The 22,168-nt window shown below is 72.8% G+C and carries 16 protein-coding genes; 11 read left to right on the top strand and 5 right to left on the bottom strand.

Annotation, left to right across the window (positions count from 1 at the left end; all coding sequences use genetic code 11):
• Positions 1 to 7 precede the first annotated feature (7 nt).
• From V1260_RS04885 to V1260_RS04875, 3 genes are read right to left on the bottom strand one after another with little or no spacing between them, the layout of a single operon-like run.
• Positions 8 to 1,213 carry an ABC transporter permease gene (locus V1260_RS04885; RefSeq protein ID WP_329745678.1) on the bottom strand — a complete coding sequence of 402 codons (1,206 nt, stop codon included), beginning with the start codon at positions 1,211 to 1,213 and terminating at the stop codon, positions 8 to 10.
• Positions 1,210 to 2,109 carry an ABC transporter ATP-binding protein gene (locus V1260_RS04880; protein WP_329745677.1) on the bottom strand — a complete coding sequence of 300 codons (900 nt, stop codon included), beginning with the start codon at positions 2,107 to 2,109 and terminating at the stop codon, positions 1,210 to 1,212. Before V1260_RS04880 ends, V1260_RS04885 begins: the two co-directional genes overlap by 4 nt.
• Positions 2,106 to 3,173, bottom strand: coding sequence for an efflux RND transporter periplasmic adaptor subunit (locus V1260_RS04875; RefSeq protein ID WP_329745676.1), 1,068 nt, complete (start codon positions 3,171 to 3,173; stop codon positions 2,106 to 2,108). The genes V1260_RS04880 and V1260_RS04875 overlap by 4 nt, the downstream gene beginning before the upstream one ends.
• Positions 3,174 to 3,426: 253 nt before the next feature.
• On the opposite strand from V1260_RS04875, the gene V1260_RS04870 reads away from it, so the two are divergent.
• From V1260_RS04870 to V1260_RS04850, 5 genes are all read left to right on the top strand, one after another.
• A complete protein-coding gene (locus V1260_RS04870) occupies positions 3,427 to 4,359 on the top strand; it encodes a serine hydrolase domain-containing protein (protein WP_329745675.1) in 933 nt (310 codons plus the stop codon).
• A 56-nt stretch (positions 4,360 to 4,415) separates the two neighbouring features.
• Positions 4,416 to 5,741 (top strand): hemolysin family protein, encoded by a 1,326-nt coding sequence (locus V1260_RS04865; RefSeq protein ID WP_329745674.1) that lies wholly within the window; start codon positions 4,416 to 4,418, stop codon positions 5,739 to 5,741.
• Between the two features lie 61 nt (positions 5,742 to 5,802).
• Positions 5,803 to 7,545 carry a pyruvate dehydrogenase gene (locus V1260_RS04860; RefSeq protein ID WP_329745673.1) on the top strand — a complete coding sequence of 581 codons (1,743 nt, stop codon included), beginning with the start codon at positions 5,803 to 5,805 and terminating at the stop codon, positions 7,543 to 7,545.
• Between the two features lie 83 nt (positions 7,546 to 7,628).
• Positions 7,629 to 8,843 carry a mannose-6-phosphate isomerase, class I gene (gene manA / locus V1260_RS04855; RefSeq protein ID WP_329745672.1) on the top strand — a complete coding sequence of 405 codons (1,215 nt, stop codon included), beginning with the start codon at positions 7,629 to 7,631 and terminating at the stop codon, positions 8,841 to 8,843.
• Entirely contained in the window at positions 8,840 to 9,028 is a 189-nt protein-coding gene (locus tag V1260_RS04850; RefSeq protein ID WP_329745671.1) for a hypothetical protein, read from the top strand. The genes manA and V1260_RS04850 overlap by 4 nt, the downstream gene beginning before the upstream one ends.
• 206 nt (positions 9,029 to 9,234) lie before the next feature.
• Here V1260_RS04850 and V1260_RS04845 read toward each other — a convergent pair whose 3' ends face one another.
• Positions 9,235 to 10,359: a TlpA family protein disulfide reductase gene (locus V1260_RS04845; RefSeq protein ID WP_329745670.1), complete on the bottom strand. Its 1,125-nt coding sequence runs from the start codon at positions 10,357 to 10,359 to the stop codon at positions 9,235 to 9,237.
• A 111-nt stretch (positions 10,360 to 10,470) separates the two neighbouring features.
• Here V1260_RS04845 and V1260_RS04840 point away from each other — a divergent pair, with 111 nt between their 5' ends.
• The 3 genes from V1260_RS04840 to V1260_RS04830 all read left to right on the top strand — a co-directional run bounded on the left by V1260_RS04840 (position 10,471) and on the right by V1260_RS04830 (position 15,604).
• A complete protein-coding gene (locus V1260_RS04840) occupies positions 10,471 to 11,928 on the top strand; it encodes an aldehyde dehydrogenase family protein (RefSeq protein WP_329745669.1) in 1,458 nt (485 codons plus the stop codon).
• Between the two features lie 470 nt (positions 11,929 to 12,398).
• Positions 12,399 to 13,994 (top strand): M48 family metallopeptidase, encoded by a 1,596-nt coding sequence (locus V1260_RS04835; RefSeq protein ID WP_329745668.1) that lies wholly within the window; start codon positions 12,399 to 12,401, stop codon positions 13,992 to 13,994.
• Positions 13,995 to 14,173: 179 nt separating this feature from the next.
• Positions 14,174 to 15,604, top strand: a complete 1,431-nt coding sequence (locus tag V1260_RS04830) for an MFS transporter (RefSeq protein WP_329745667.1) — start codon at positions 14,174 to 14,176, stop codon at positions 15,602 to 15,604.
• Between the two features lie 40 nt (positions 15,605 to 15,644).
• Here V1260_RS04830 and V1260_RS04825 read toward each other — a convergent pair whose 3' ends face one another.
• Complete coding sequence (locus V1260_RS04825; protein WP_329745666.1) at positions 15,645 to 17,162, bottom strand: MDR family MFS transporter; 1,518 nt, start codon at positions 17,160 to 17,162, stop codon at positions 15,645 to 15,647.
• A 365-nt stretch (positions 17,163 to 17,527) separates the two neighbouring features.
• Between V1260_RS04825 and V1260_RS04820 the strand changes: the two genes are divergently transcribed.
• The 3 genes from V1260_RS04820 (at position 17,528) to metE (ending at position 22,100) form a co-directional block, all read left to right on the top strand.
• Positions 17,528 to 18,616 carry a transglycosylase family protein gene (locus V1260_RS04820; RefSeq protein ID WP_329745665.1) on the top strand — a complete coding sequence of 363 codons (1,089 nt, stop codon included), beginning with the start codon at positions 17,528 to 17,530 and terminating at the stop codon, positions 18,614 to 18,616.
• 203 nt (positions 18,617 to 18,819) lie between these two features.
• Entirely contained in the window at positions 18,820 to 19,761 is a 942-nt protein-coding gene (locus tag V1260_RS04815; RefSeq protein WP_329745664.1) for a methylenetetrahydrofolate reductase, read from the top strand.
• Positions 19,758 to 22,100: a 5-methyltetrahydropteroyltriglutamate--homocysteine S-methyltransferase gene (metE, locus tag V1260_RS04810; RefSeq protein WP_329745663.1), complete on the top strand. Its 2,343-nt coding sequence runs from the start codon at positions 19,758 to 19,760 to the stop codon at positions 22,098 to 22,100. Before V1260_RS04815 ends, metE begins: the two co-directional genes overlap by 4 nt.
• Positions 22,101 to 22,168: the final 68 nt, after the last annotated feature.

Raw genomic sequence — 22,168 nt, 5'->3', positions numbered from 1 at the left:
CGCCCCGTCACGTCCGGATCGCGTCGATCACCTTGATGCGGGTCGCGATGAGTGCGGGGAGGGCACCGGCGAGCACGCCCACGGCGGTCGCGGCGATGAGGCCCGCGAGCACGGCCGAGATCGGGAAGGGCGGCACGTCCACGAGGCCCAGGTCCTCGAAGGCGGAGGTCACGAACGGCGCCTTGACGAGTGCCACCGCCCCGGCCACGCCGACCGCGCCGGCGACCACCGTCGCGACCACCGACTCCATGAGCACCCCGAAGAAGATCCGCCCGCCGGTCGCGCCGTAGGAGCGGCGGATCCCGATCTCCCGCACCCTATAGCGGACCGTGACCAGGGAGATGTTCACCAGGCCCATGCCGCCGAGCAGCAGCACCAGCAGAGCGACCACGACGATCGCATTGCGCAGCACCCCGAAGCCGATGTCGTCGACGGAGAACGAGGAGGGGAACACGTCGAAGCTGCCCGCGGGAGTGTCCCGCAGGGCGGTGACGAGGCGATCCATGATCTCGTCGGACTGCTCGGGCGGCACCCACAGCACGTACTCGGAGGTGCGCACGGACTCCTCGGTCATACCGGGCAGGGTGTCCATCGCGTCGACCGCCATGTAGGCCATCAGGCCGTAGTCGGTCATTTCGTCGGCCGGGAGCACGCCGATGATCACCGCCTGCTCCGAGCCCTGCGTACCGCTCTCGCCGTAGAGCGTGACCGGCTCCGAGCCGAGGGCGGGACGGCCGAGCGCTTCGTACATCGGCTGGTTCACCACGAGAGCCGGGGCGAGGCGGGAGCGGTCGGAGTCCGCGATCCAGCGGCCCTCCTCCGGCTGCATCCGGTACATGCCGGCGTAGGCGGGGTCCACACCGGTCACCTCCGCGTTCCGCACCCCCTGCGGCGTCTGCACGCGGGTGGAGGCGTACGCCTTCCGGGAGCGCTGGTCGATGCCGAGGCGGTCCACCTGCTCGAGGACCAGCTCGTCCTGCTCGGAGCCGGTGACCTGCCCGCCCCCGCTGGGGTACACGGTGAGGATCTTGTCCCGGCCGCCGGTGCGCTCGAAGGACTGCTCGAGGGCGCTCGAGAGCATGCCGCCGGCGCCGAGCACCGCGGTCAGCGCGAACACGGAGAAGGCCACCCCGATCAGGGACAGCAGGATGCGGCCCTTGTTCACGCGCAGCTCGCCGAGGGCCTCGACGATCGAGGCGATGAACCCGGTCATGCGTCGTCCTCCTGGAGGTCCGGGGTGGTGGGGGAGGCGGTGGCGACGGCCCCGCGCCGCGATCCGGCGGAGGCGCCGGGGCCGACGGGCGCGCCGGGGCCGACGGGGGCGACCGCGCCGACGGCGGCCAGCGCGTCGGCCGTGCCGACATCCGCGCGGCCGGCGCGGATCCCGGCGGTGCCGCCGAGGGCCTCGCGCGTGCCGGGGGCTTCGACCGCGTGCAGCCGGCCCTCGTCGAGCAGATAGGCGCGGCGGGAGAGGGCCGCGACCTGCAGATCGTGGGTGATGGTGACGAGCGCTGCGCGGGACTCGCGGGCGATCTCGTCGAGCAGCGCCATGACGGCCTCGCCGGTGGTCACGTCGAGGGCTCCCGTCGGCTCGTCGGCGAGGATCAGTCGCGGCCGACGCACGAGGGCGCGCGCCACGGCGACCCGCTGCTGCTCGCCGCCGGAGAGGCGGGAGGGGACCTGGTCGGCGCGGTCGGCGAGGCCGACCCGGTCCAGCATCTCCAGGGCCAGCTTCTCGCGCCGCCAGAACTGGCCGGCGGAGCCGTACATGAGGGGCATCATCACGTTCTCCAGCGCGGTGCGCCGGTCCAGCAGGTTGAACTGCTGGAAAACGAAGCCGATCGACTCCCCGCGGCGGCGGGCCCGGCGGCGCTCGCCCATGCGGGCCACGTCCTGGCCGTCGAAGAGCAGCTCGCCGCCGGTCTGGCGGTCGATCAGGCCCAGCAGGTTCAGCAGGGTCGACTTGCCGGAGCCGGAGCGGCCGACGACCGCGATATGGTCGCCCTCCTCGACGACCAGGTCGATGCCGCGCAGGATGTGGAGGTCCTCGCCGCCGGGCAGGCGGACCGAGCGGCGAAGATCGCGCAGCTCGAGCAGGGGAGCGGTCACCACATCTCCACCATTTCGTCCTCGGGGGCGTCGACGCCGGGCACGAACTGGAGGATCTCCTGGCCCTCCTCGAGGCCCTCGGTCACTTCCACGATCCCGTCTCCGCGCAGGCCGAGGCCGACGGTGACCGGCGTCGGCTCGCCGGTCGCCTCGTCGAGGACGTACACGGTGCCGGCCTCCGCCTCGCCCTGGACGGCGGTGGTGGGGACGGTCAGCACGCCGGCGCGGGAGCCGAGGTCCACGCGGATCTCTCCCTCGAGTCCGGCGACGATGCGGGTGCCCTCGGGGACCGCGCACTCCAGGCGGGCCGCGGAGACCTCGGCGGGGATCTCCTCGCCGGTCATCGGGTCGATCTGCGGCTGGCCGGGCTCCTCGACCTCGGAGTCCTCGTCGATCGCGGGGGTCTCGCAGGTGATCGGGTCGACGCTGCTGGACAGGGTCGCGGTGGCGGCGATGTCCACGTCGAGCAGGGACAGCTGCTGCTCGGGGGTAAGGTCGGCGACGATCGAGTAGGTGCCGGGGGAGATCGTGGCGACCTCCTGCTTCAGCTCCAGGCCGTCCCACTCCTCGAGGTCCATGTCGCGCAGCACGCCGTCGGCCGTCGCGCGCAGGTTCACGTAGCGGTACTCCTGCTCGCCCGAGCCGGAGGCGAAGGGCGCCGCCTGCTCCTCGACGGACTCCCCGCCGTCCTCGGTCGAGGACGGCACGACGGGCATCTCGATCGGGTCCGGCTCGACCGGCACCCGCACCTGCAGCACCCGGTCGCCCTCGGAGACGGCGTCGCCCTCGTCGGCCCAGATCTTGGTGATCTCCCCGGCGGCGGTCGCCGTGAGGGCGGTGCCGGGGTCGGGCTGGACCAGCGCGTCGAGCACCAGCTCCGAGGAGATGTCGCCCCGCGTGACGGGGACCAGCGCGAACTGGTCGAACTCGGCGCTCGGGGTGAGCGGGTCCTCCGCCTGCTCCTGACCGCTGGGGAAGAAGGCCATCTTCGCGAGGGCGAGGGCGATGATGCCCAGGATCAGCATCCAGATCACGGGGAAGACGTAGCGGCGCAGGACGTTCATGGTGCCTCTCGGTCGGGACGGCGGCGGGTCGGCCGACGGGGGAAGGGGGCCGGGCGAGCGGGTCGCGATCGCGCCGACGGTGGCGCGGCAGGAGGCGCTCCGGGCATTCTTCCCAGCGGACGTGCAGTTCCGCACCGGACTTTGGTCGGTACCGGTCTCCCTCCGGAGGCGGATTCGAGAGGCCCGAGCGGACCGGAGCGGATCAGTGCCGGAGGGGTGCCGCGCGTCGGCCGACGCGCATAGGGTCGTCCCCATGCGCCCCGATGATGCCGCCGCCCTCCCGGACCACCTCCTCCTGCTGCCGCTGCGCCAGCGGATCCTCGAGCGGCAGCTCGGGGTGCGCTCACTGCACCTGCACCGTCGCGGGCACGAGGACGCCGCCCATCTCTTCGCCGATCCGACGGTGGAGAACGTCTACTCGGTCTCGAAGACCGTCACCGCCCTCGCGATCGGCATCGCGCAGGCCGAGGGGCTGCTGGACGTGGAGGATCCGGTGCTCGAGCACCTTCCCGTCCCTGCGGGCGGGGCCGCCGCCGGCTGGGAGGAGGTGCGCATCCGGCACCTGCTCACGATGACCTCCGGCTCCCCGGTGCTCGGCTTCGAGGACCCGGAGCGGGACCACCCGGACCTCACCGCGCTGGTCCTCTCCACCCCGCTCGCCCGCCCCGCGGGGGAGCGGTGGGAGTACTCCAACGGCTCGATCTTCCTGCTCTCGCGAATCATCGAGCACGAGTCGGGGGAGACCCTGCGCGACTGGCTGATGCCGCGGATGTTCGAGCCGCTCGGCCTCGTGAACCCGCAATGGCACACGGCCCGCGGCGGCCACACCTGGGGTGCGACGGGCCTCCACCTCAAGCCCTTCCAGCTCGCCCGCATCGGCCGGCTGCTGCTGGAGCGCGGCGCGTGGGAGGGCCGGCAGCTGGTCCCCGGGGAGTGGATCGACGCGCTCCACGCCGAGGGGACCTGGGTCGCGACCGGGGATGCCGAGCCGGAGAACACCCGCTACGGCTACGCCGTCTGGGCCAGCACCCCCGTGGGGCACTGGCGCGCCGACGGCGCGTACGGCCAGTTCCTGCTGGTCATGCCCGATCGGGAGGCGGTCCTCACGGTCACCTCGCACCTCGAGGGCCGGGGCAGCTCCGAGATCCTCCGCGCCGTGTGGGAGGAGCTGCTGCCGCTCCTGTGAGCGCTCGCGCGCCGCTGCGGTGGGCGGGGAGCATCCCGGGGCACTAGCGTGGCCCCATGGACCCCTCCGTGCTCGTGAACATCCTGCTGGTTCTGCTGTTCGTCCTCGTCGGCGGTGTCTTCGCCGGCACCGAGATGGCGATCGTGAACCTGCGGGAGTCGCAGATCGACCAGCTCGAGGAGTCGGGGGAGCGCGGCGCGCGCACCGCCGCGATGGTGCGCGACCCCAACCAGTTCCTCTCCGCCGTGCAGATCGGTGTGACCGTCGCCGGGTTCTTCTCCTCGGCCTACGGCGCTTCCACGATCGCCCCCTCCCTCGTGCCCATGCTGACGAACCTCGGACTGTCCGAGGGGACCGCGGGCACTGTCGCGCTGATCGCGATGACCCTGGTCATCGCCTACCTATCCCTCGTCCTCGGCGAGCTCGCGCCCAAGCGGCTCGCGATGCAGAACGCGATGGCGATGACACGCATCGTCGGTCCGCCGCTGCAGCTCTTCGGGCAGGCGATGCGCCCGGTGATCTGGCTGCTGTCCGCGTCGACGAACCTGGTGGTGCGCCTGCTCGGCGGCGACCCGAATGCGAACCGCGAGGCGGTCTCCGCCGAGGAGATCAAGGCGATGGTCCGCGACTCCGACGCCCTCGACCAGGCCGAGTCGCGGGTGCTCGCCGACGTCTTCGACGCGTCCGAGCGGACCGTCGTCGAGGTCATGCGGCCCCGCCACCAGGTGCGCTTCCTCGACGGGAGCGACACCGTCGCCGCCGTGCGGGACCAGATCCGCGACACCGGTTTCTCCCGCTATCCCGTCACCGGGGAGGACGTCGACGATGTGCTCGGCTTCGCGCACGTGCGCGACCTGATGCTCGCCGACGACCCCGCCACCACCCGGCTCGCCGACCTCGCCCGGCCCATCGAGCACATCCCCGGCACCGTCCAGGTGCTCTCCGCGATCAACCGGATGCGCGCCGGGGCCCTGCAGATCGCGGTGGTCGTCGACGAGTACGGCGGCACCGACGGCATCGTCACCCTCGAGGACCTGCTCGAGGAGCTCGTGGGAGAGATCTACGACGAGTTCGACGCCGAGGGCTGGCCCGGCTCGGGCGGCCCCGAGCGGATCCTCGACGCCGACGGCCGCCTCGAGGGCGGGCTGATCCTGCAGGAGTTCCGCGACGCGACGGGCATCGACCTGCCCGACACCGGCGGCTACGAGACCGTGGGCGGCTACGTCATGGCGAGCCTCGGGCGGATCCCCGAGGTCGGCGACGCGGTCGAGATCGACGGCGGCCGCCTCGAGGTCACCGAGGTCGACGAGCGCCGCGTGCAGACCGTTCGATTCGTGAGGAACGAGACCCCGACCCCGGAGGAGCCGGGCGAGGAGGGCTAGGCTCGATCCCATCGCGGCCTGCAGGACGCGGGCCGCTCCGTCGTCGATCCCAGGAGAAACCATGGCCCGCACCAGTCTTGCCCGCCTCCTCGTCACCCAGCTGCGCGACCTCGGCGTCGAGCGTATCTACGGGGTGGTCGGCGACTCGCTGAACCCCGTCGTCGATGCGATCCGCACCACCGAGGGCATCGAGTGGGTGCACGTGCGCAACGAGGAGGCCGCCGCCTTCGCCGCCGGCGCCGAGGCCCGCCTGACCGGGAAGCTCGCCGTGTGCGCCGGCTCATGCGGCCCGGGTAACACGCACCTGATCCAGGGGCTCTTCGACGCGCACCGCGACGGCGCCCCCGTGCTCGCCCTCGCCTCCCACATCCCCTCGGAGAAGATCGGCACCGGCTTCTTCCAGGAGACCCATCCGGAGATCCTGTTCCAGGAGTGCTCGCACTTCTGCGAGATGGTGAACTCCGGCCCGCACGGCGCGACGCTGCTGCACATCGCGATCCAGACGGCGATCGCGAAGCGCGGCGTCTCCGTGCTCGTGATCCCCGGCGACGTCGCCGACCAGGAGGCCGATGCCCCGCTCACGAAGGACCTCGCCGTCGAGCTGGGCGCCGTGCAGCCCGCCGCGGGTCCCGTCGGCCGGCTCGCCGAGATGATCGACGAGGCCCGCTCCGTGATGCTCTTCGCCGGGGCCGGCGTGGAGGGCGCCCGCGAGGAGGTGCTCGCGCTCGCCGAGGCGACGAAGGCGCCGGTGGGGCACGCGTTCGGTGGCAAGCAGTGGATCCAGTACGAGAACCCGTACGACGTCGGCATGAGCGGGCTGCTGGGCTACGGCGCCTGCTACGACGCGATGCACGAGGCGGATCTCGTGATCCTGCTCGGCACGGACTTCCCCTACAGCGAGTTCCTCCCGCAGAACGAGAGGGCGAGGATCGTCCAGATCGACGCGGACGCCTCCCGTCTGGGCCGCCGCGTGCCGCTCGACCTCGCGCTGCACGGCGACGTCGCGCTCACCCTGCAGGCCGTCCTGCCGCTGCTGCAGGGAAGGAAGGACGCGAAGTTCCTGCAGAAGATGCTCAAGGCGCACCACAAGGCGCTGCAGGGCGTCGTCGCCGCGTACACGAAGAACGTTGAGCGGATGACGCCGATCCACCCCGAGTTCGTGGCCGCGACCCTCGACGACCTCGCCGCGGAGGACGCCGTGTTCACCGTGGACACCGGCATGTGCAACGTGTGGGGCGCCCGGTACATCACTCCCAACGGGAAGCGCCGCCTGTTCGGCTCCTGGCACCACGGCACGATGGCGAACGCGCTGCCGCAGGCGATCGGCGCCTCGAAGGCGTTCCCCGGCCGACAGGTGATCTCGATGAGCGGCGACGGCGGCCTCGGCATGCTGATGGGCGAGCTGCTCACCGTGAAGCTGCACCAGCTGGACACGAAGATCGTCGTGTTCAACAACTCGAGCCTCGGCATGGTCAAGCTCGAGATGCTCGTCGAGGGCCTGCCGGACTACGGCACCGACCACGAGGTCGTCGACTTCGCGGCGATCGCGGCGGGCGCCGGCATCACGTCGGTGCGGATCACCGACCCGAAGAAGCTGCGCAAGGAGATGGAGAAGGCGCTCGCGACCCCGGGCCCCGTGCTCATCGACGTGGTCACGGACCCGGCGGCGCTGTCGATGCCGCCCAAGATCAGCCCGCAGCAAATCCGCGGCTTCGCGACGGCGTCGACGAAGATCGTGCTCGCCGGCGGCGTGGGCAAGATGCTCGACATGGCCTCCGCGAACCTGCGCAACATGCCGCGCTGAGTGGGGCACGAGGGGGCGGGCGCGCCCCGGACGGGCAGGGACGAGGCAGGACCGCACGACAGCACAGGGGAGGACCGCCGGGCATGTGGGAGCTCGATAGCCGCATCCAGCATTACGCCTGGGGCTCCACCACGGCGATCCCGGAGTTCCTCGGCCGTGACGGGGACGGCACTCCCTGGGCGGAGGCCTGGTACGGCGCGCATCCGCTCGCGCCGTCCCCGCTCGTCGGCGGATCGCAGTCCGGCACCGGGCTGGACGCCCTCATCGGGGCGGACCCGCGCCGGCTGCTCGGAGACGGCGTGCATCGCGCCTTCGGCGCCCGCCTGCCGTACCTGCTGAAGGTCATCGCCCCGGAGAGGCCGCTGTCGCTGCAGGTCCACCCGGATCGGGAGCATGCAGCGGAGTCGTACGCCGCGGAGACCGCCGCCGGGCTCCCGCTCGACTCGCCGCTGCGCAACTACCGCGACGACAACCACAAGCCGGAGATGCTGATCGCCCTGACCCGCTTCACGGCGCTGTGCGGCTTCCGCACCCCGCGGCGCGCCGTGACGATCCTCGAAGGCATCGGCACGGACCTGACCGACCGCCTGCACGGACTGCTCACCCGCCAGCCCACGGCGCACGGGATGCGCGCCGCCTTCCGCATGCTGATCTCCGCGTCGATGCGGCCCGCTCCGGACACGGTGCAGGAGGTCGTCGCGGCATGCGCGGCGCGCGCCGAGGCCGGCCGCTCGCCGTCCCCGCGCATCGACCGCACCGTCGCGCTGCTCGCCGAGCACCATCCGGGCGATCCCGGCGTGGTCGCCGCCTTGCTGCTGAACCCGGTTACGCTCCGCCCCGGGGAAGCGATCTTCGTCCCCGCCGGCACCCTCCACGCCTATCTCCACGGGGTGGGGCTCGAGATCATGGCCGCGAGCGACAACGTGCTGCGCGCGGGCCTGACCCCGAAGCGCGTCGACGCCGACGAGATGCTGCAGTGCGTCAGCGTCGCTGCCGCGCCGCCCCTGCGCGTCGCCCCGGAGCGGCAGAACGCGACCTCGGTCGCCTACTACGCGCCGGTCGACGACTTCGAGCTGTCCCTGACCACGCTCGAGGACCCGCCCAGCGCATATCGCGCGAGCCATCGCGTTCCCGGCAGCGGCCCCCGCACCCTCCTCGGCCTCGAGGGCGAGGTGCTTCTCCAGTCCGACGCGGGCCGCCACGTGCTCACCGCCGGGCGGGCGCTGTTCGTCCCGGCCGACGCCGGCCACCTCCACGCAGGCGGTGCGGGCCGCTTCGTCCAGGCGAGCGTCCCGTGACCCGCTTCCGACGGCCCCCGATGGTCAGCGAGTGGGACGGGCACGACCTATGGCTCGGCGCGCTGCCGGACGGCCCGATCCTCCGCCTCGGCGGCGCGGGCGCCCTCGCGATCGAGCTGATGACGGCCGACGAGCAGCGGGACTGGAGCGTCGCGGAACTCGTGACACGTTGCGTGCTCTCCTGAGCATCCCTGCGGTCGGGAAGACCCTGAGGCTCCTCATCGCTGCGATCAACGCACTGTTCACGTCGCCACTCCCGGTCCGCAGTGCGCTGGACGCGGTCAGCAATCTGCTCGCGACGATCTTCGGCTGGCTCCAGTCCGTGATCACCATCCACCGCTGCGAGAACTCGTGAAGTCTCGCAGCGGTGACGTCTGTCTCCGCACCCACGTCAGATCGACGGGGATGCCAGCTCCCCGTCCGCCTGAGCCTCCCGGATCTGCTCGAGGATCTCCTCGACGAACTGGATGACCTCGTCGCCGCCGCGCACCGGGCCGCCGGCGAGCAGGCCGTCGGCGCCGAGCAGGACCGCGCTGGGGGTGCCGTTCGCGTCGAGGGCGGTGCGGGCGATGAAGTCCGGGTCGTGCAGCACCTGCTCGCCGACCCGCTCCAGGGTGCCGGGGAAGAGCTGCCCGATCGGCCGCTTCACCACGGCGATGACCTGCAGGAACGGGCCCAGCTCGGAGATCCAGCCGGGCATCCGGTCCAGCGCCCGCTCGCACGGCCCGCAGCCCTCGGAGACGAAGACCAGCAGTGCCGCACGATCCGCGGTGAGCCTCCGCAGGGTCACGAGCGAGCCGTCGGCCCGCTGCAGGACCGCGGCTGGGATCGGCGTGCGCTCGTAGTCGAGCAGCTCGTCGTCGGCATCCCCCGCGGGGACGGGACCGGCAGGATCGGGTCCGACGGCCGAGGCGCCGGACGGATCGGCGGGAGCCGCGGGAGCGGTGGGACCCGTGGACCGCGACCGCGCGACGGCCGCCGCCTCTTCTTCGTCGTCCTCGCTCTGCGTCCCCGCGACCACGAGGACGGTCAGCAGGATCGTCCCCGCGAGCACGAGCACCTGGACGAGCAAGAGCAGGGGGGTGCGCACGAGCGTCTCCGACATCGTGCCGGTCGCGGCCGCGACCAGGGTCAGCGCCGCGAGCGCGCTCAGCAGCACGTTCCGAGCGAGCGTCGCCTTCGAGACCGTGGGTGCGCTGAGCGATCCGAAGCAGGAGCAGGACACCTTCTCCTCGAAGGTCAGAGCCCGCGCGATGATCACCAGGTACGCGAGCATGAGCAGCAGCGAGACCACCCCGAGCACCACCTGCAGCGGTACGAGCGGCACCCACAGCATCAGCGCCAGCACGATCTCGAGACCGGGGAGCACGGACGCGATCAGCGGGTGGACGCGGCGCAGCGGGAGCCGCAGCGAGACCATCGCATCCTGGGTGCCGCGCCGGTCGCCGAGCTTCGCGATGCCCGAGACCAGCAGCGCCATGCTCTGCAGGATCGGGGCCGCCATCAGGATGCTCATCGGGTCCACTCCTCGCCTCCGCGCGCCGGTGCCGGGCGCCGTGATCGTCGTCCATTATCGCGGCGGGCGAGGCTCTGCGGCGGCGCAGGATGTCCGCCTATCGTGGAATCCATGAGCGCACCCGACACCGACCAGAGCCCTGCGGCCGATCACGACGCCCCGCCCGACGCCGTTCCCGCTGTCGTCGCCGAGCGGATCCTCGCCGACGTCGCCGCGCTGCGGGAGTCCGCCGCGCTCGGTCACGCGCGATCCCTCGGGGCGCGGCTCGCACAGCTCGAGGCGCTCCGGCGCGGGATCCGCGCAGAGGAGGGCCGGATCGCCCGCGCCCTCGCCCAGGACCTCGGCAAGAGCGCCACCGAGGTGCTGATCACGGAGATCGGCCCGACCCTCAGCGAGATCGACCACGCGCTGCGCCATCTCCGCTCCTGGGCCCGACCCGGCCCGTTCCCGATGGGCGCCCTCCTGGCCCCCGCGGGCGGCCGCCTCCACCCGGAGCCGCTCGGCACGGTGCTGATCATCGCGCCGTGGAACTACCCGGTGAACCTCACCCTCGGCCCGCTGGTTGCGGCGATCGGCGCCGGGAACACGGTGCTGATGAAGCCCAGCGAGCTCGCCCCGCACACCTCCGCCGCACTCGCCCGTCTGGTGCGCGAGCATCTCGATCCCGCCTGGGTGCGGGTCGTCGAGGGTGGGGTCCCGGAGACCACGCTCCTGCTCGAGCAGCGCTGGGACCTGATCATGTACACCGGCAACGGGCGCGTGGGCCGGGTCGTCGCCCGCGCCGCCGCGGAGCATCTCACGCCGACCCTGCTCGAGCTCGGCGGGAAGTCGCCCGTGTTCGTCGACGACGACGTGGACCTGCGGGTCGTCGCCCGCCGGATCGCGTGGGGGAAGTTCACCAACGCCGGCCAGACCTGCATCGCCCCCGACTACGTCATGGCCAGCCCCGAGACCCTGACGGCGCTCGTCCCGCATCTGGCCCGTGCCGTTCGCGCCCTGTACGGGAAGGACCCGTCCCGCAGCCGCGACTACGGCCGGATCGTGAACGAGCGGCACCTTGACCGGCTGCTCGGCCTGATCGACGCGGAGAAGGTCGTGCTCGGCGGGACGGCGGGCGCCGACCGGGGGAGCCGGTTCCTGCCGCCGACGATCCTCGCGGGCGCCGACTGGTCCGACCCCGTCATGCAGGAGGAGATCTTCGGTCCCGTGCTGCCGCTGCTCGCCGTCGACGGCCCGGCCGAGGCCGTCGCCCGCATCGCGGCCGGGGACAAGCCCCTGACCGCGTACGTCTTCACCGGCTCCACCGAGGTGGAGGAGATGTTCGTCGAGGGCACCAGCTCCGGCTCCCTCGCGGTGAACGTCGTCCTCGCCCACATCTCGAGCCCCGACCTGCCATTCGGCGGCGTGGGGGAGTCCGGTATGGGGGCGTACCACGGCCGCGCCGGCTTCGAGGCGTTCAGCCACCTCAAGCCCGTGGCCCGCAAGCCGCTCCGGCCCGACACCCTCCGACTCGTCCAGCCTCCCTACGGCCGCGCGGCGCGCGCCCTGCTCCGGCGGGTGATGGTGTAGGGGCGGGCGGGGGGAGCGACAGACGCACCTCCCAGAGACCCCCCCACACCCGAAACCCCCTCTTCCTTTTCGGTGGGGGGGGGGGGGGGGTGGGGCCCCCCCCCCCCCCCCCCCCCCTCGCCCGGAGCCCCCGCCGCCCCCGGAATCTCCTCTACGCCCCGAAACCTCCGCAGACTTGGGGTTATGAGGGCTCTATTCCCCCAGAAGTGCGGGGGTTTCGCGCGGGCGCCGGATTCTCGCAGCGGGCAGCGGGCAGCGGGCAGCGGGCAGCGGGCAGCGGGCATCCTGCATCGCGCGGCCGACCCCGGTCCGCCGAACGGAGGACAGCGGGCGATGACGGGGCGACCGTCGTCGCGAGACCCCCAGACCTCCGTCCACATTCGGCTCCCGGGCGCGCGGTGGCGGGGCGGACGACGATAGCCTCGCTCCAGCAGTCGTCATCGCCTGCCGGATCGAAGGAGCACATCGCCATGTCCCAGCCCCCTGCAGGCCCGCCCGGACCCCCGCCCCAGGGCTCCGGCGACCCCGCGGGCCGGCCCGCCGGCGGCGGGTACGGCGGCCCGTACAGCAGCCAGTACGGCCAGCCCGCGGCCCCGGCACCCACCTCGAGCGGCCCCGTCGGTCAGCCCTCGGCCCCGGGCCCCGGCGGCAACTCCTTCGGCTCCCCCTCGGCGCCCGGCGATGCCGGGGGTTCCTCCGCCGGTGGATCCTTCGGCGGAGGCTCCGGCAACGGTCCCGGGGGAGGCGGCCCCTTCGGCGGCGGCCCGGGCAGCCCCGGCGGTGGTCCCTTCGGCGGTTCGCCGACCCCGCCGCCCTCGGGCCCCTCGCGCCCCGAGGGCCCGTCGCTGATCAACGGCGCGACCACCCATGGCTTGATGGGTCAGAAGGCCATCCGCCACCCCGCGGAGCTCCCCCTGCTGTGGGTGGGCGTCTCCCTCACGCTGCTGTCGTACCTGCTGTGGACCATCCTGATGTTCTCCACGGTGTACCTGCGCATTGCCGAGGGGCAGGCCTCGGTGGACGAGCTGTGGCGCTGGATCAGCATCGCCCCATTCCTCATCCAGCTGGCGCTGATCCTCCCCCTCGCCCCGTTCCTCATCTTCTGGGGCCGCGCGATCTATTACGCCCAGCTGCGAGCCGTGGCCGTGCGCATGAGCCCCACGCAGTTCCCCGAGGGCTACCGCATGGTCGTGGAGGCCGCCGAGAAGTTCGGGATGCGCAAGGTCCCGGACGCCTACGTGCTGCTCGGCAACGGCGTGATCAATGCCTTCGCGTCCGGCCACGGCTTCCGCCGCTACGTGGTGCTGCACTCGGACATGTTCGAGATCGGCGGGGCGACCCGCGACCCCGAGGCGCTGCGCTTCGTGGTCGGCCACGAGGTGGGCCACCTCGCCGCGGGTCACGTCTCCTACTTCCGTCAGCTGTTCACCGTGGTGATCGGCATGATCCCGTTCCTCGGTCCGGCCTTCTCCCGCTCGCAGGAGTACACCGCGGACAACTTCGGGTACGCGTTCGCTCCCGGCGGGGCGCCCGGCGTGATCGGCGTGCTCGCCGGCGGCAAGTACCTGAACGCCGAGGTCAACGTCAACGAAGTCGCGGACCGTGCCGCGACCGACCCGAGCTTCTTCGTGCACTGGGTGAACTGGTTCTCCTCGCACCCGATCACCACCTGGCGCGCCCATGCCCTGCGCGACCGCTCGAAGCCGGGCTCGCTCATGATCCGCCCCAAGGGCGCGCTGTACACGTCGCCGCTGCCTCCCGGGCACGTGTGGTCCAGCCGCTATCCGTCGCCGGGCGATGCGCTGGCGATGCTTGACGCCGCGGACCGCGCGCGTCCCGCCGGGGCTGCCGGCCAGTTCGGCCGCTTCCCCGGGGTGGACTACTCGGATCGGCCCGCCGCCCGCGAGATGCAGACCGCCGCCCCGCAGCTCTCGCCCCGCACCGGCTACATGATCCCGGCCGGTCCCTATGCGGACGACGCCCGTGGCTCGAAGGCCACCGTCGCCCCGCAGACCGGCCCCTATGGTCCCGGCGGCGGGCAGCCGCCGATGCCCCCGCAGGGCTGACGCCCCGCAGGGCTGACGCCCGCACCCCGCCGACGGCGGCGGAGCCACCCGGCTCCGCCGCCGTCGACGTTCCTCCGCCTCCGCCGTCGACGTTCATCGGCCGCCGCGCGCGCGGCATCCGCTGTCCCGCCCATCACCCCGACCCCCCGAATCCTGCAGTGACTGCATAAGGTGTCGGAGTGATCCCCGACCCCAGCGCCCCCGCCCCCACGGTGCGCCGCAAGCCGCTCCTCGCCGTCCTCCTCGCCCCGCTGTTCATGGCCCTCATCGCCGTGAGCGTCATCAACGTCGCCCTCACCGCCATCGGCGAGGGGCTCGGAGCGGACTCGAGCGGGCTGCAGTGGGTGCTGTCCGGCTACGCCCTCGCCTTCGGCGTGCTGCTGGTCCCCGCCGGTCGGATCGGCGACGCCACCGGTCGGCGCCGCATGCTCATCATCGGCATCGGAATCTTCACCCTCGGCTCGCTGCTCTCGGGACTCGCCCCCAACGTCGAGGTCCTGAACATCTCCCGCATCCTGCAGGGCGTCGGCTCCGGGCTGCTGAACCCGCAGTCGGTGGGCCTGATCCAGCAGCACTTCCGCGGACAGGCCCGCGCCCGCGCCTTCGCGGCGCTGGCGACCACCGTCGCCGTCGCGACCGCAGTCGGCCCCGTGATCGGCGGGCTGCTCATCCAGCTGCTCGGCCCCGAACTGGGCTGGCGGTGGATGTTCCTGATGAACGTCCCGATCGGCATCGCCGCGATCATCGGCGCCTTCAAGCTGATCCCCGACGACCGCGTGCGCACCCGCACCCGCCCCGATCTGGACCCCGTCGGCGCCGGGCTGCTGACCCTCGCGATCCTCGGCATCATGCTGCCCTTCCTCGAGCGGGGCGCGAGCGTGCTGGTGTGGCTGTCCCTGCCGGCGGGACTGATCGTCCTGGGCCTGTGGTGGGCCTGGGAGCAGCGCTACAAGCGCGCCGGGCGGCCGCCGATGGTGGACACCGCGATCTTCTCCCAGCAGGCGTTCCGCAACGGGATCGTGATCATCTCGGTGTACTTCCTCGGCGCCACCAGCATCTGGATCATCGTCCCGCTCTTCCTGCAGATGCACCTCGGGCACACCGCCCTCGAGGCGTCGCTGATGGGCCTGCCGTCCTCGATCGCCGCGGCCTTCTCCTCCCAGCTCGGCGGGCGGCACGTGCTGCGGCTCGGCCGCAAGATGGTGATCGTCGGCTTCGGCATCGCCTTCGTGGGCCTGCTGTGCACCACGATCCTCGCGGGCTTCGTCGACGCCGGATGGGTGGCCTTCTGGTGGCTCGCGGTGCCGCTGACCCTCATGGGCCTCAGCCAGGGACTGACCATCTCACCCAACCAGACCCTCACCCTGAACTCGGTCGATCCGCGCTTCGGCGGGGTCGCGGGCGGGATCCTGCAGCTCGGTCAGCGCACCGGCGCCGCGGTCGGCACCGCAATGATCCCCGGCATCATCTTCTCCCTCACCGAGGGCGGGCACTCGTGGCTCGAGGCCTTCACCATCGCGATGGTGATCATCATGGCGCTGACCCTGGTCGCGATGGGCGTCGCCTTCGCGGACCGGGCCCGGGAGACGTCGGCCCCCGGAGCGCTCTGAGGGGCAGGGCGCGCCAGGGGCCGACGGGGGGAGCGGGAGCTCAGGCGGCGCGCACCTGCTCGTCGGCCGCCGGCTCCGCGGGCTCGCCGCCGACGGGGGCGTCCCCGGCGTCCAGCGGATTGCGGCGGATGAACAGCGCGATCACCACCGTGAGGACGCCGAGCGCGGCGGAGATCGTGAAGGCGACCGAGGTGCCGGCGGAGGTGCCCGCGGCGGCGGAGCCGCCGTCGGCCGCGACGCCCGCCGCGATGCGCGACATGATCGAGACCATGAGCGCGGCGCCCGCGGCACCCGCCACCTGCTGCACGGTGCCGACGATCGCCGAGCCGTACGGGTAGAGGCGGCGCGGGAGCGAGCCCATCGCGGTGGTCATGAGCGGCGTGAACACGAACGCGAGGCCGAGGGACATGATCACGTGGCCGACGACGATCAGCCACGCCTGCTCGGGCACGCGGGACATGATCGCGATGCCGAGCACGACGGCGGCCAGGCCCGGCACGAGCAGCGGCCGCGGCCCGACCCGGTCGAACAGCCGCCCGACCAGCGGGGCCAGCAGACCCATCGCCAGGCCGCCGGGCAGCATCATCAGGCCCACGGTGAGGGTGGACAGCTCGAGCACGCGCTGCAGGAAGATCGGCAGCAGCACGACGGTGCCGAACATGGCGCCCATCATCACCACCATCAGCGCGACGGCCACGGAGAAGTTGCGCGAGGCGAAGGTGCGCAGGTCCAGCAGCGCCCGCTCGACCTTCTGCAGGATCAGCTGGCGCCAGACGAAGAGCATGAGCGCCGCGACGCCCACGATCAGGGCGATGAGAGCGGCCATCGGCGGGCCCGACGGGGCGTCGCCGCCGTGGCCGCCTCCGGAGATGCCGGTGAGGCCGTAGACGAGGGCGCCGAAGCCGACGCCGGAGAGCACGACGGAGAGCGGATCGGCGGGCTTGGGCTCGCCCTCCTGGACGTTCTGGATCCAGCGCAGTCCCAGACCCATCGCGAGCAGTGCGATCGGCAGCACCAGCACGAAGAGGAAGCGCCACGGCGCGATCGAGAGGACCAGGCCGGAGATCGTCGGGCCGAGCGCCGGGGCGACCGAGATGACGATCGAGATGTTGCCCATCACCAGGCCGTGCCGCGAGGGCGGGACCAGGTTCAGCACGGTGGTCATCAGCAGCGGCATCATGATCGCCGTGCCGGAGGCCTGCACGATCCGGCCCAGCAGCAGGGGCAGGAAGGCGGGCGAGACCGCGCAGATCAGGGTGCCGACGGTGAAGGCGGTCATCGCGATCGCGAAGACCTGACGGGTCGAGAAGCGGCCCATGAGATAGCCGGTGATCGGGATGACCACCGCCATGGTCAGCATGAACCCGGTGGTCAGCCACTGGGCGGTGGTCTCGACCAGGCCGAGGTCGTCCATGATCGGGGGCAGGGCCACCGAGAGCACGGTCTCGTTGAGGATCACCACGAACGCGCTGAACAGCAGCAGCACGATGACGTTTCGATCGCGTCGGGTGAGTGCGGGGGAGGCGGGGGCGTGCGCGGGGGCCGGGGTGTTCTGCACCCGAGAAGACTAGGTCCGCTTCCTGTCGGACCGACAGTGCTTATCGGGAGGGACGCATCACCGTTCGCCGAGGGCGGAGGGCTCTCAGGGCGCGTGGGGGCCGCCGACGGGGCACGCGCGGCCCGCCGACGGGGCGTGAGGAGTGCCCGAGAATCACACCGATGTCATTCTCGAAAAGCCGCGAGAGATTCGCACGGGCGGTAAAAAATCGGCAAAGCCAGGATTGGACTTCGGTTTCCCAGGTGTTCCCCGTCGGTTTCGGGAATGCATAGTCGACCCGTGCGCGGAGCTCGGGCGCGGCCGCGACCCCCAGGTCGTGGCCGATCGGGCCGGCCATCCCTTCCTCTTCTTCCCCAGGAGTCCCCATGACCCCCCGCCTCCACACCCATCGCGCCGACGGCCCCGCGCAGTACTTCCGCGGCGTCCGCGTCGCCCCGAAGGTCGCCGCCGCCACGGGCGGTGCGGTGATCGCCGCGGGCCTCGGGATGACCGGCGCGGGCGTCGCCCAGGCCGACGGCTCCGTGTGGGACAAGGTCGCCCAGTGCGAGTCCGGCGGCAACTGGTCCATCAACACCGGCAACGGTTACTACGGCGGACTCCAGTTCTCGAAGTCCACCTGGCGCGCCTTCGGCGGCACCGAGTACGCCTCGACGGCGGACAAGGCCACGAAGTCCGAGCAGATCGCCGTCGCCCAGCGCACCCTCGAGCAGCAGGGGCCCGGCGCCTGGCCCACCTGCGGCAAGCGGGCCGGCCTCACCCGGTCCAACGGCGGCGCCGACGCGAACGCCCAGCCGTCCGGCACCTCCGCACGGCCTGCGGAGAGCACCTCCTCCCGCTCCGACTCCTCGCGAGGCCTCGCGGTCGACGGGAAGTTCGGGCCGGCCACCACCCGCGCCCTGCAGAAGTGGATCGGGGTGAGCCAGGACGGCTCGCTGTCCCGCTCCGACATCAAGGTGCTGCAGTCGCGGATCGGTGCGGAGGCCGACGGGAAGATCGGGCCCGAGACCACGCGCAAGCTCCGCGCCGCGATCGGCCAGGGCGACAACGGCGCCCGGAACTTCCGCACCGATTCCTCGACGGTGCGGGCGCTGCAGAGCTACCTCAACACCGGCGCCGCCGCCCCCGCCAAGAGCAGCTCCTCCTCGTCGAGCTCCTCGTCGAAGGCTTCCTCCTCGAGCTCTTCGAGCACCGGCGACCTGGTGGTCGACGGGAAGTTCGGTCCGAAGTCCACCCGCGCCCTCGAGGCCTGGATCGGCGTCGGTCAGGACGGCTCGCTCTCCACCGCGGACATCAAGGCGCTGCAGACGAAGATCGGCGCCGAGCCGGACGGCAAGATCGGCGCCGAGACCACCCGCAAGCTCCGCGCCGCGATCGGCCAGGGCGACAACGGGGTCTGGGACTTCCGCACCAGCTATGCGACCGTGAAGGCACTGCAGACCTTCCTCAACGGCTGATCCGGCGGCGGCCGCGCAGAGCCGCCCGCCCTCGCTTCGACGACGCGTCGGCCCCCTCGGGGGTCGGCGCGTCGTGCTGTTCCGGGACGCCCGGGACGACCAGAGCCGTCATCCGCCGACGCATCCCGCCACCTTCGACTCCCTTCCTCATAGACCCTCACAAACCTTCCCCGGGCGGCGGGCCCGCTCCTAGGTTCTCGGCCATGTCCGTCTCCACAGCCCCGCTCGCCGCCCTCGGCCGCGCCGCCGCGCGCACCCGTCCGGCGCTCAGCTACGAGCTGTTCCCCGCCCGCTCCGACCTGTCCTTCGAGCGCCTGCGCGACACCATCACGCAGCTCGAGGCGACCGCGCCGGACTACGTCTCGGTGACCTCCCGCACGGGTCACGGCAACCTCGACCGCGTCCTCGAGCTCGCCGACCACGTGCTCGGCGAGACCTCGCTGCGCCCGCTCGTGCACCTCACCGCGATCGGCTCCACCCGGGAGCAGCTCACCGCGATCGTCGGCGCGCTGCTGGACCGCGGCGTGCGCGGGATCCTCGCCCTGCGCGGCGACCAGCCGGAAGGTCACGACCCGGAGGCCGACGAGATCCCCTTCGCCCGCCCGCTGGTCGAGCTGATCCGCGCCGTGGAGCGCGAGCGCACCGCGACGCTCGCCGCGGGGCGCGTGAGCGTGGGGGTCGCCGCCTATCCGCACCGCCACCCCGAGTCGCCGACCGCCCAGCACGACCTCGAGGTGCTGCTGGCCAAGGAGCGCTCGGGCGCCGACTTCGCGATCACGCAGGTGTTCTTCGACCCGTCGGCCTACTGCTCCCTGGTGCGCCGGGCGCGCGCCGCGGGCCTCACCCTGCCGATCATCCCCGGCTTCGTCCCGGCCACCGACCCGAAGCGGCTCGCCCGCCTCGCAGCGCTCAGCGGGGTCGAGCCGCCCCGCAGCCTGCTCGAGGCGCTCGCCGCCGCCCCCGATGACGCCGCTCGACGACGGATCGGCGTGCGCCACACCGCCGAGCTCGCCGCCCGGGTCCTGGACGACGGGGCCCCCGGACTGCACCTGTTCACCTTCAACTCCCATGCCGACGCCCTCGACGTCCTCGAGACCCTCGACCTGGACCGCTGGTCCACCCCGACCCCTGGAGACCCCCGATGAGCCACCAGAGCACCCCCACCCCCGCCGCCCTGCCGCCTGCGCTGCCGGTCGGCTATCCGCGCATCGGCCCGGACCGCGAGCTGAAGAAGGCCGAGGAGGCCTACTGGGCCGGTCGCATCGACCGCGCCGAGCTGGACCGTCGCACCCGCGCCCTGCGCGGTGCGACCCGTCGTCGGCTCGCCGATCTCGGCCTGACCGCCCCCGCCGCCGCCCCCGAGTCCTTTTCCCTGTACGACCAGGTGCTCGACGCCGCGCTCGCGATCGGCGCGATCCCGGACCGCTTCGCCGCGGTGCTCGGCGCCGACGGGACGGTCGACGACGACGGCCTCTTCGCCCTCGCCCGCGGCACCGCCGAGCAGCCCCCGCTCGAGATGACCAAGTGGTTCGACACCAACTACCACTACCTCGTGCCCGAGATCGGCCCCGACACCGACCTGCACCTCGCCACGACCCGCGTGATCGACCTGTTCACCGAGTCCCTCGAGGACGGCGCGGGAACGCGGCCCGTGCTCGTCGGCCCCCTCACCCTGCTGCTGCTCGCCAAGGCGCAGGACGGCGCCCCCGCGGGCTTCGACCCGCTGGACCGCCTCGACGACGCGGTCGCCGTGTACGCCGAGCTGCTCTCCCGCCTCGCGGCCGCCGGCGCCCCCTGGGTGCAGCTCGACGAGCCGGCCCTCGCCGCCGACCAGCGCGTCGACGCCGCGGCCCTCGCCGCGCTGCTGGAGCGCTCGATCGGCCGTCTTGCCGCCGGTTCGGACCGTCCCCGCCTGCTCGTGACCACCCCGTACGGCGGGATCGGCGATCTGCTGCCGTCCCTGCTCGCCACGGGCGCCGAGGCCGTCCACCTCGACCTCACCCGGGGCGAGATCCCCACCGCCGCCCAGCTCGCCGGGGTCTCCGGGGTGCAGCTCGTCGCGGGCCTCGTCGAGGGCCGCTCCGTGTGGCGGACCGAGCTGCCCACCGCCGCGGCCCGGCTCGAGCTGCTGCGCTCCCGAGTCGCCGAGGCCGGCGGCGACCCCGTGGCCGTGGTCGTGTCCACCTCGGTGTCGCTCCAGCACGTGCCCCACACCCTCGAGCGCGAGACGAGCCTGCCCGCCGAGCTCGCCGCGACCCTCGCCTTCGCCGACGAGAAGATCACCGAGCTGATCGCCCTCGCCGACGGCTCGGTCTCCCCCGGATCGGCCGACGGACCCCGCTCCGTGCCGCGCACCTTCGCCGGGGTGCGCAGCGAGGCGGTGCGGGAGCGGGCCGCGGCCGTCACCGCCGCCGACGCCGTCCGCGCCGACTACGCCCGGCGCGCCGAGGCGCAGCAGGCCGCCCTGGGCCTGCCCGCCCTGCCCACGACCACCATCGGCTCCTTCCCGCAGGTGGGCGAGGTGCGGGCGGCCCGCGCGGCGCACCGTCGTGGGGAGCTCGACGCGGCCGGCTACGAGCGGGCCATGCGCGAGGAGATCGCCCGCGTGATCGCCCTCCAGGAGGAGCTGGGGCTCGACGTCCTGGTCCACGGGGAGCCCGAGCGCAACGACATGGTGCAGTACTTCGCGGAGAACCTCGCGGGCTTCGCGACGACCGAGCACGGCTGGGTGCAGTCCTACGGCTCCCGCTGCACGCGCCCCTCGATCCTCTTCGGCGACGTGCACCGACCCGCCCCGATCACGGTGGGCTGGGCGACCTACGCCCAGTCCCTCACCCCCCGCCCCGTCAAGGGCATGCTTACCGGCCCCGTGACAATCCTGGCCTGGTCCTTCGTGCGCGACGACCAGCCGCTGGGGGAGACCGCCGCCCAGGTGGGCCTCGCGCTGCGCGACGAGGTCGCCGACCTCGAGGCGGCCGGGATCGGGATCGTCCAGGTCGACGAGCCCGCGCTGCGCGAGCTGCTCCCGCTGCGCGCGGCGGATCACGAGGCCTATCTCGACTGGTCCGTGCGCTCCTTCCGTCTCGCCACCTCCGGGGTGCGCGAGGAGACCCAGATCCACACCCACCTCTGCTACAGCGAGTTCAACGTGGTGGTCGGGGCGATCGACGCCCTCGACGCGGACGTCACCTCGATCGAGTCCGCCCGCTCGCGCGGCGAGATCCTCGAGGCGGTGGACCCCGACGCCTTCCCCCGCGGCATCGGCCCGGGTGTGTGGGACATCCACTCCCCGCGCGTCCCGAGCGTCGAGGAGATCGCCGAGCAGCTGCGCCGGGCGCGGGGCGTCGTCCGGGCCGAGCGGCTCTGGGTCAACCCCGACTGCGGCCTGAAGACCCGCGGCTACGCGGAGACCGAGGCCTCGCTGCGCCATCTCGTCGCCGCCGCCCACGCGGTGCGGGCGGAGGAGCCCGTCGTGAGCGCCTGAGCCGTCCGCTGATCCCCGTCCGTCCGTGCCGCCCCCTACAGTGGGGGCGGCGCGGCCCGGTCGCGCCG

It is taken from the genome of Brachybacterium sp. J144 (genome assembly GCF_036321705.1).
Lineage (GTDB): Bacteria > Actinomycetota > Actinomycetes > Actinomycetales > Dermabacteraceae > Brachybacterium.
The sequence above is the reverse complement of the archived record's forward strand: the minus strand, read 5'-3'. Positions and strand labels throughout refer to the sequence as shown.

What these genes read in the sequence shown, in the direction of transcription:
- V1260_RS04815 (WP_329745664.1), top strand. Translation starts at nt 18,820, where the DNA reads ATGTCCGTCTCCACAGCCCCGCTCGCCGCCCTCGGCCGCGCCGCCGCG.
- V1260_RS04860 (WP_329745673.1), top strand. Translation starts at nt 5,803, where the DNA reads ATGGCCCGCACCAGTCTTGCCCGCCTCCTCGTCACCCAGCTGCGCGAC.
- V1260_RS04865 (WP_329745674.1), top strand. Translation starts at nt 4,416, where the DNA reads ATGGACCCCTCCGTGCTCGTGAACATCCTGCTGGTTCTGCTGTTCGTC.
- V1260_RS04840 (WP_329745669.1), top strand. Translation starts at nt 10,471, where the DNA reads ATGAGCGCACCCGACACCGACCAGAGCCCTGCGGCCGATCACGACGCC.
- manA (WP_329745672.1), top strand. Translation starts at nt 7,629, where the DNA reads ATGTGGGAGCTCGATAGCCGCATCCAGCATTACGCCTGGGGCTCCACC.
- V1260_RS04885 (WP_329745678.1), bottom strand. Translation starts at nt 1,213, where the DNA reads ATGACCGGGTTCATCGCCTCGATCGTCGAGGCCCTCGGCGAGCTGCGC.
- V1260_RS04870 (WP_329745675.1), top strand. Translation starts at nt 3,427, where the DNA reads ATGCGCCCCGATGATGCCGCCGCCCTCCCGGACCACCTCCTCCTGCTG.
- V1260_RS04875 (WP_329745676.1), bottom strand. Translation starts at nt 3,173, where the DNA reads ATGAACGTCCTGCGCCGCTACGTCTTCCCCGTGATCTGGATGCTGATC.
- V1260_RS04845 (WP_329745670.1), bottom strand. Translation starts at nt 10,359, where the DNA reads ATGAGCATCCTGATGGCGGCCCCGATCCTGCAGAGCATGGCGCTGCTG.
- metE (WP_329745663.1), top strand. Translation starts at nt 19,758, where the DNA reads ATGAGCCACCAGAGCACCCCCACCCCCGCCGCCCTGCCGCCTGCGCTG.
- V1260_RS04820 (WP_329745665.1), top strand. Translation starts at nt 17,528, where the DNA reads ATGACCCCCCGCCTCCACACCCATCGCGCCGACGGCCCCGCGCAGTAC.
- V1260_RS04835 (WP_329745668.1), top strand. Translation starts at nt 12,399, where the DNA reads ATGTCCCAGCCCCCTGCAGGCCCGCCCGGACCCCCGCCCCAGGGCTCC.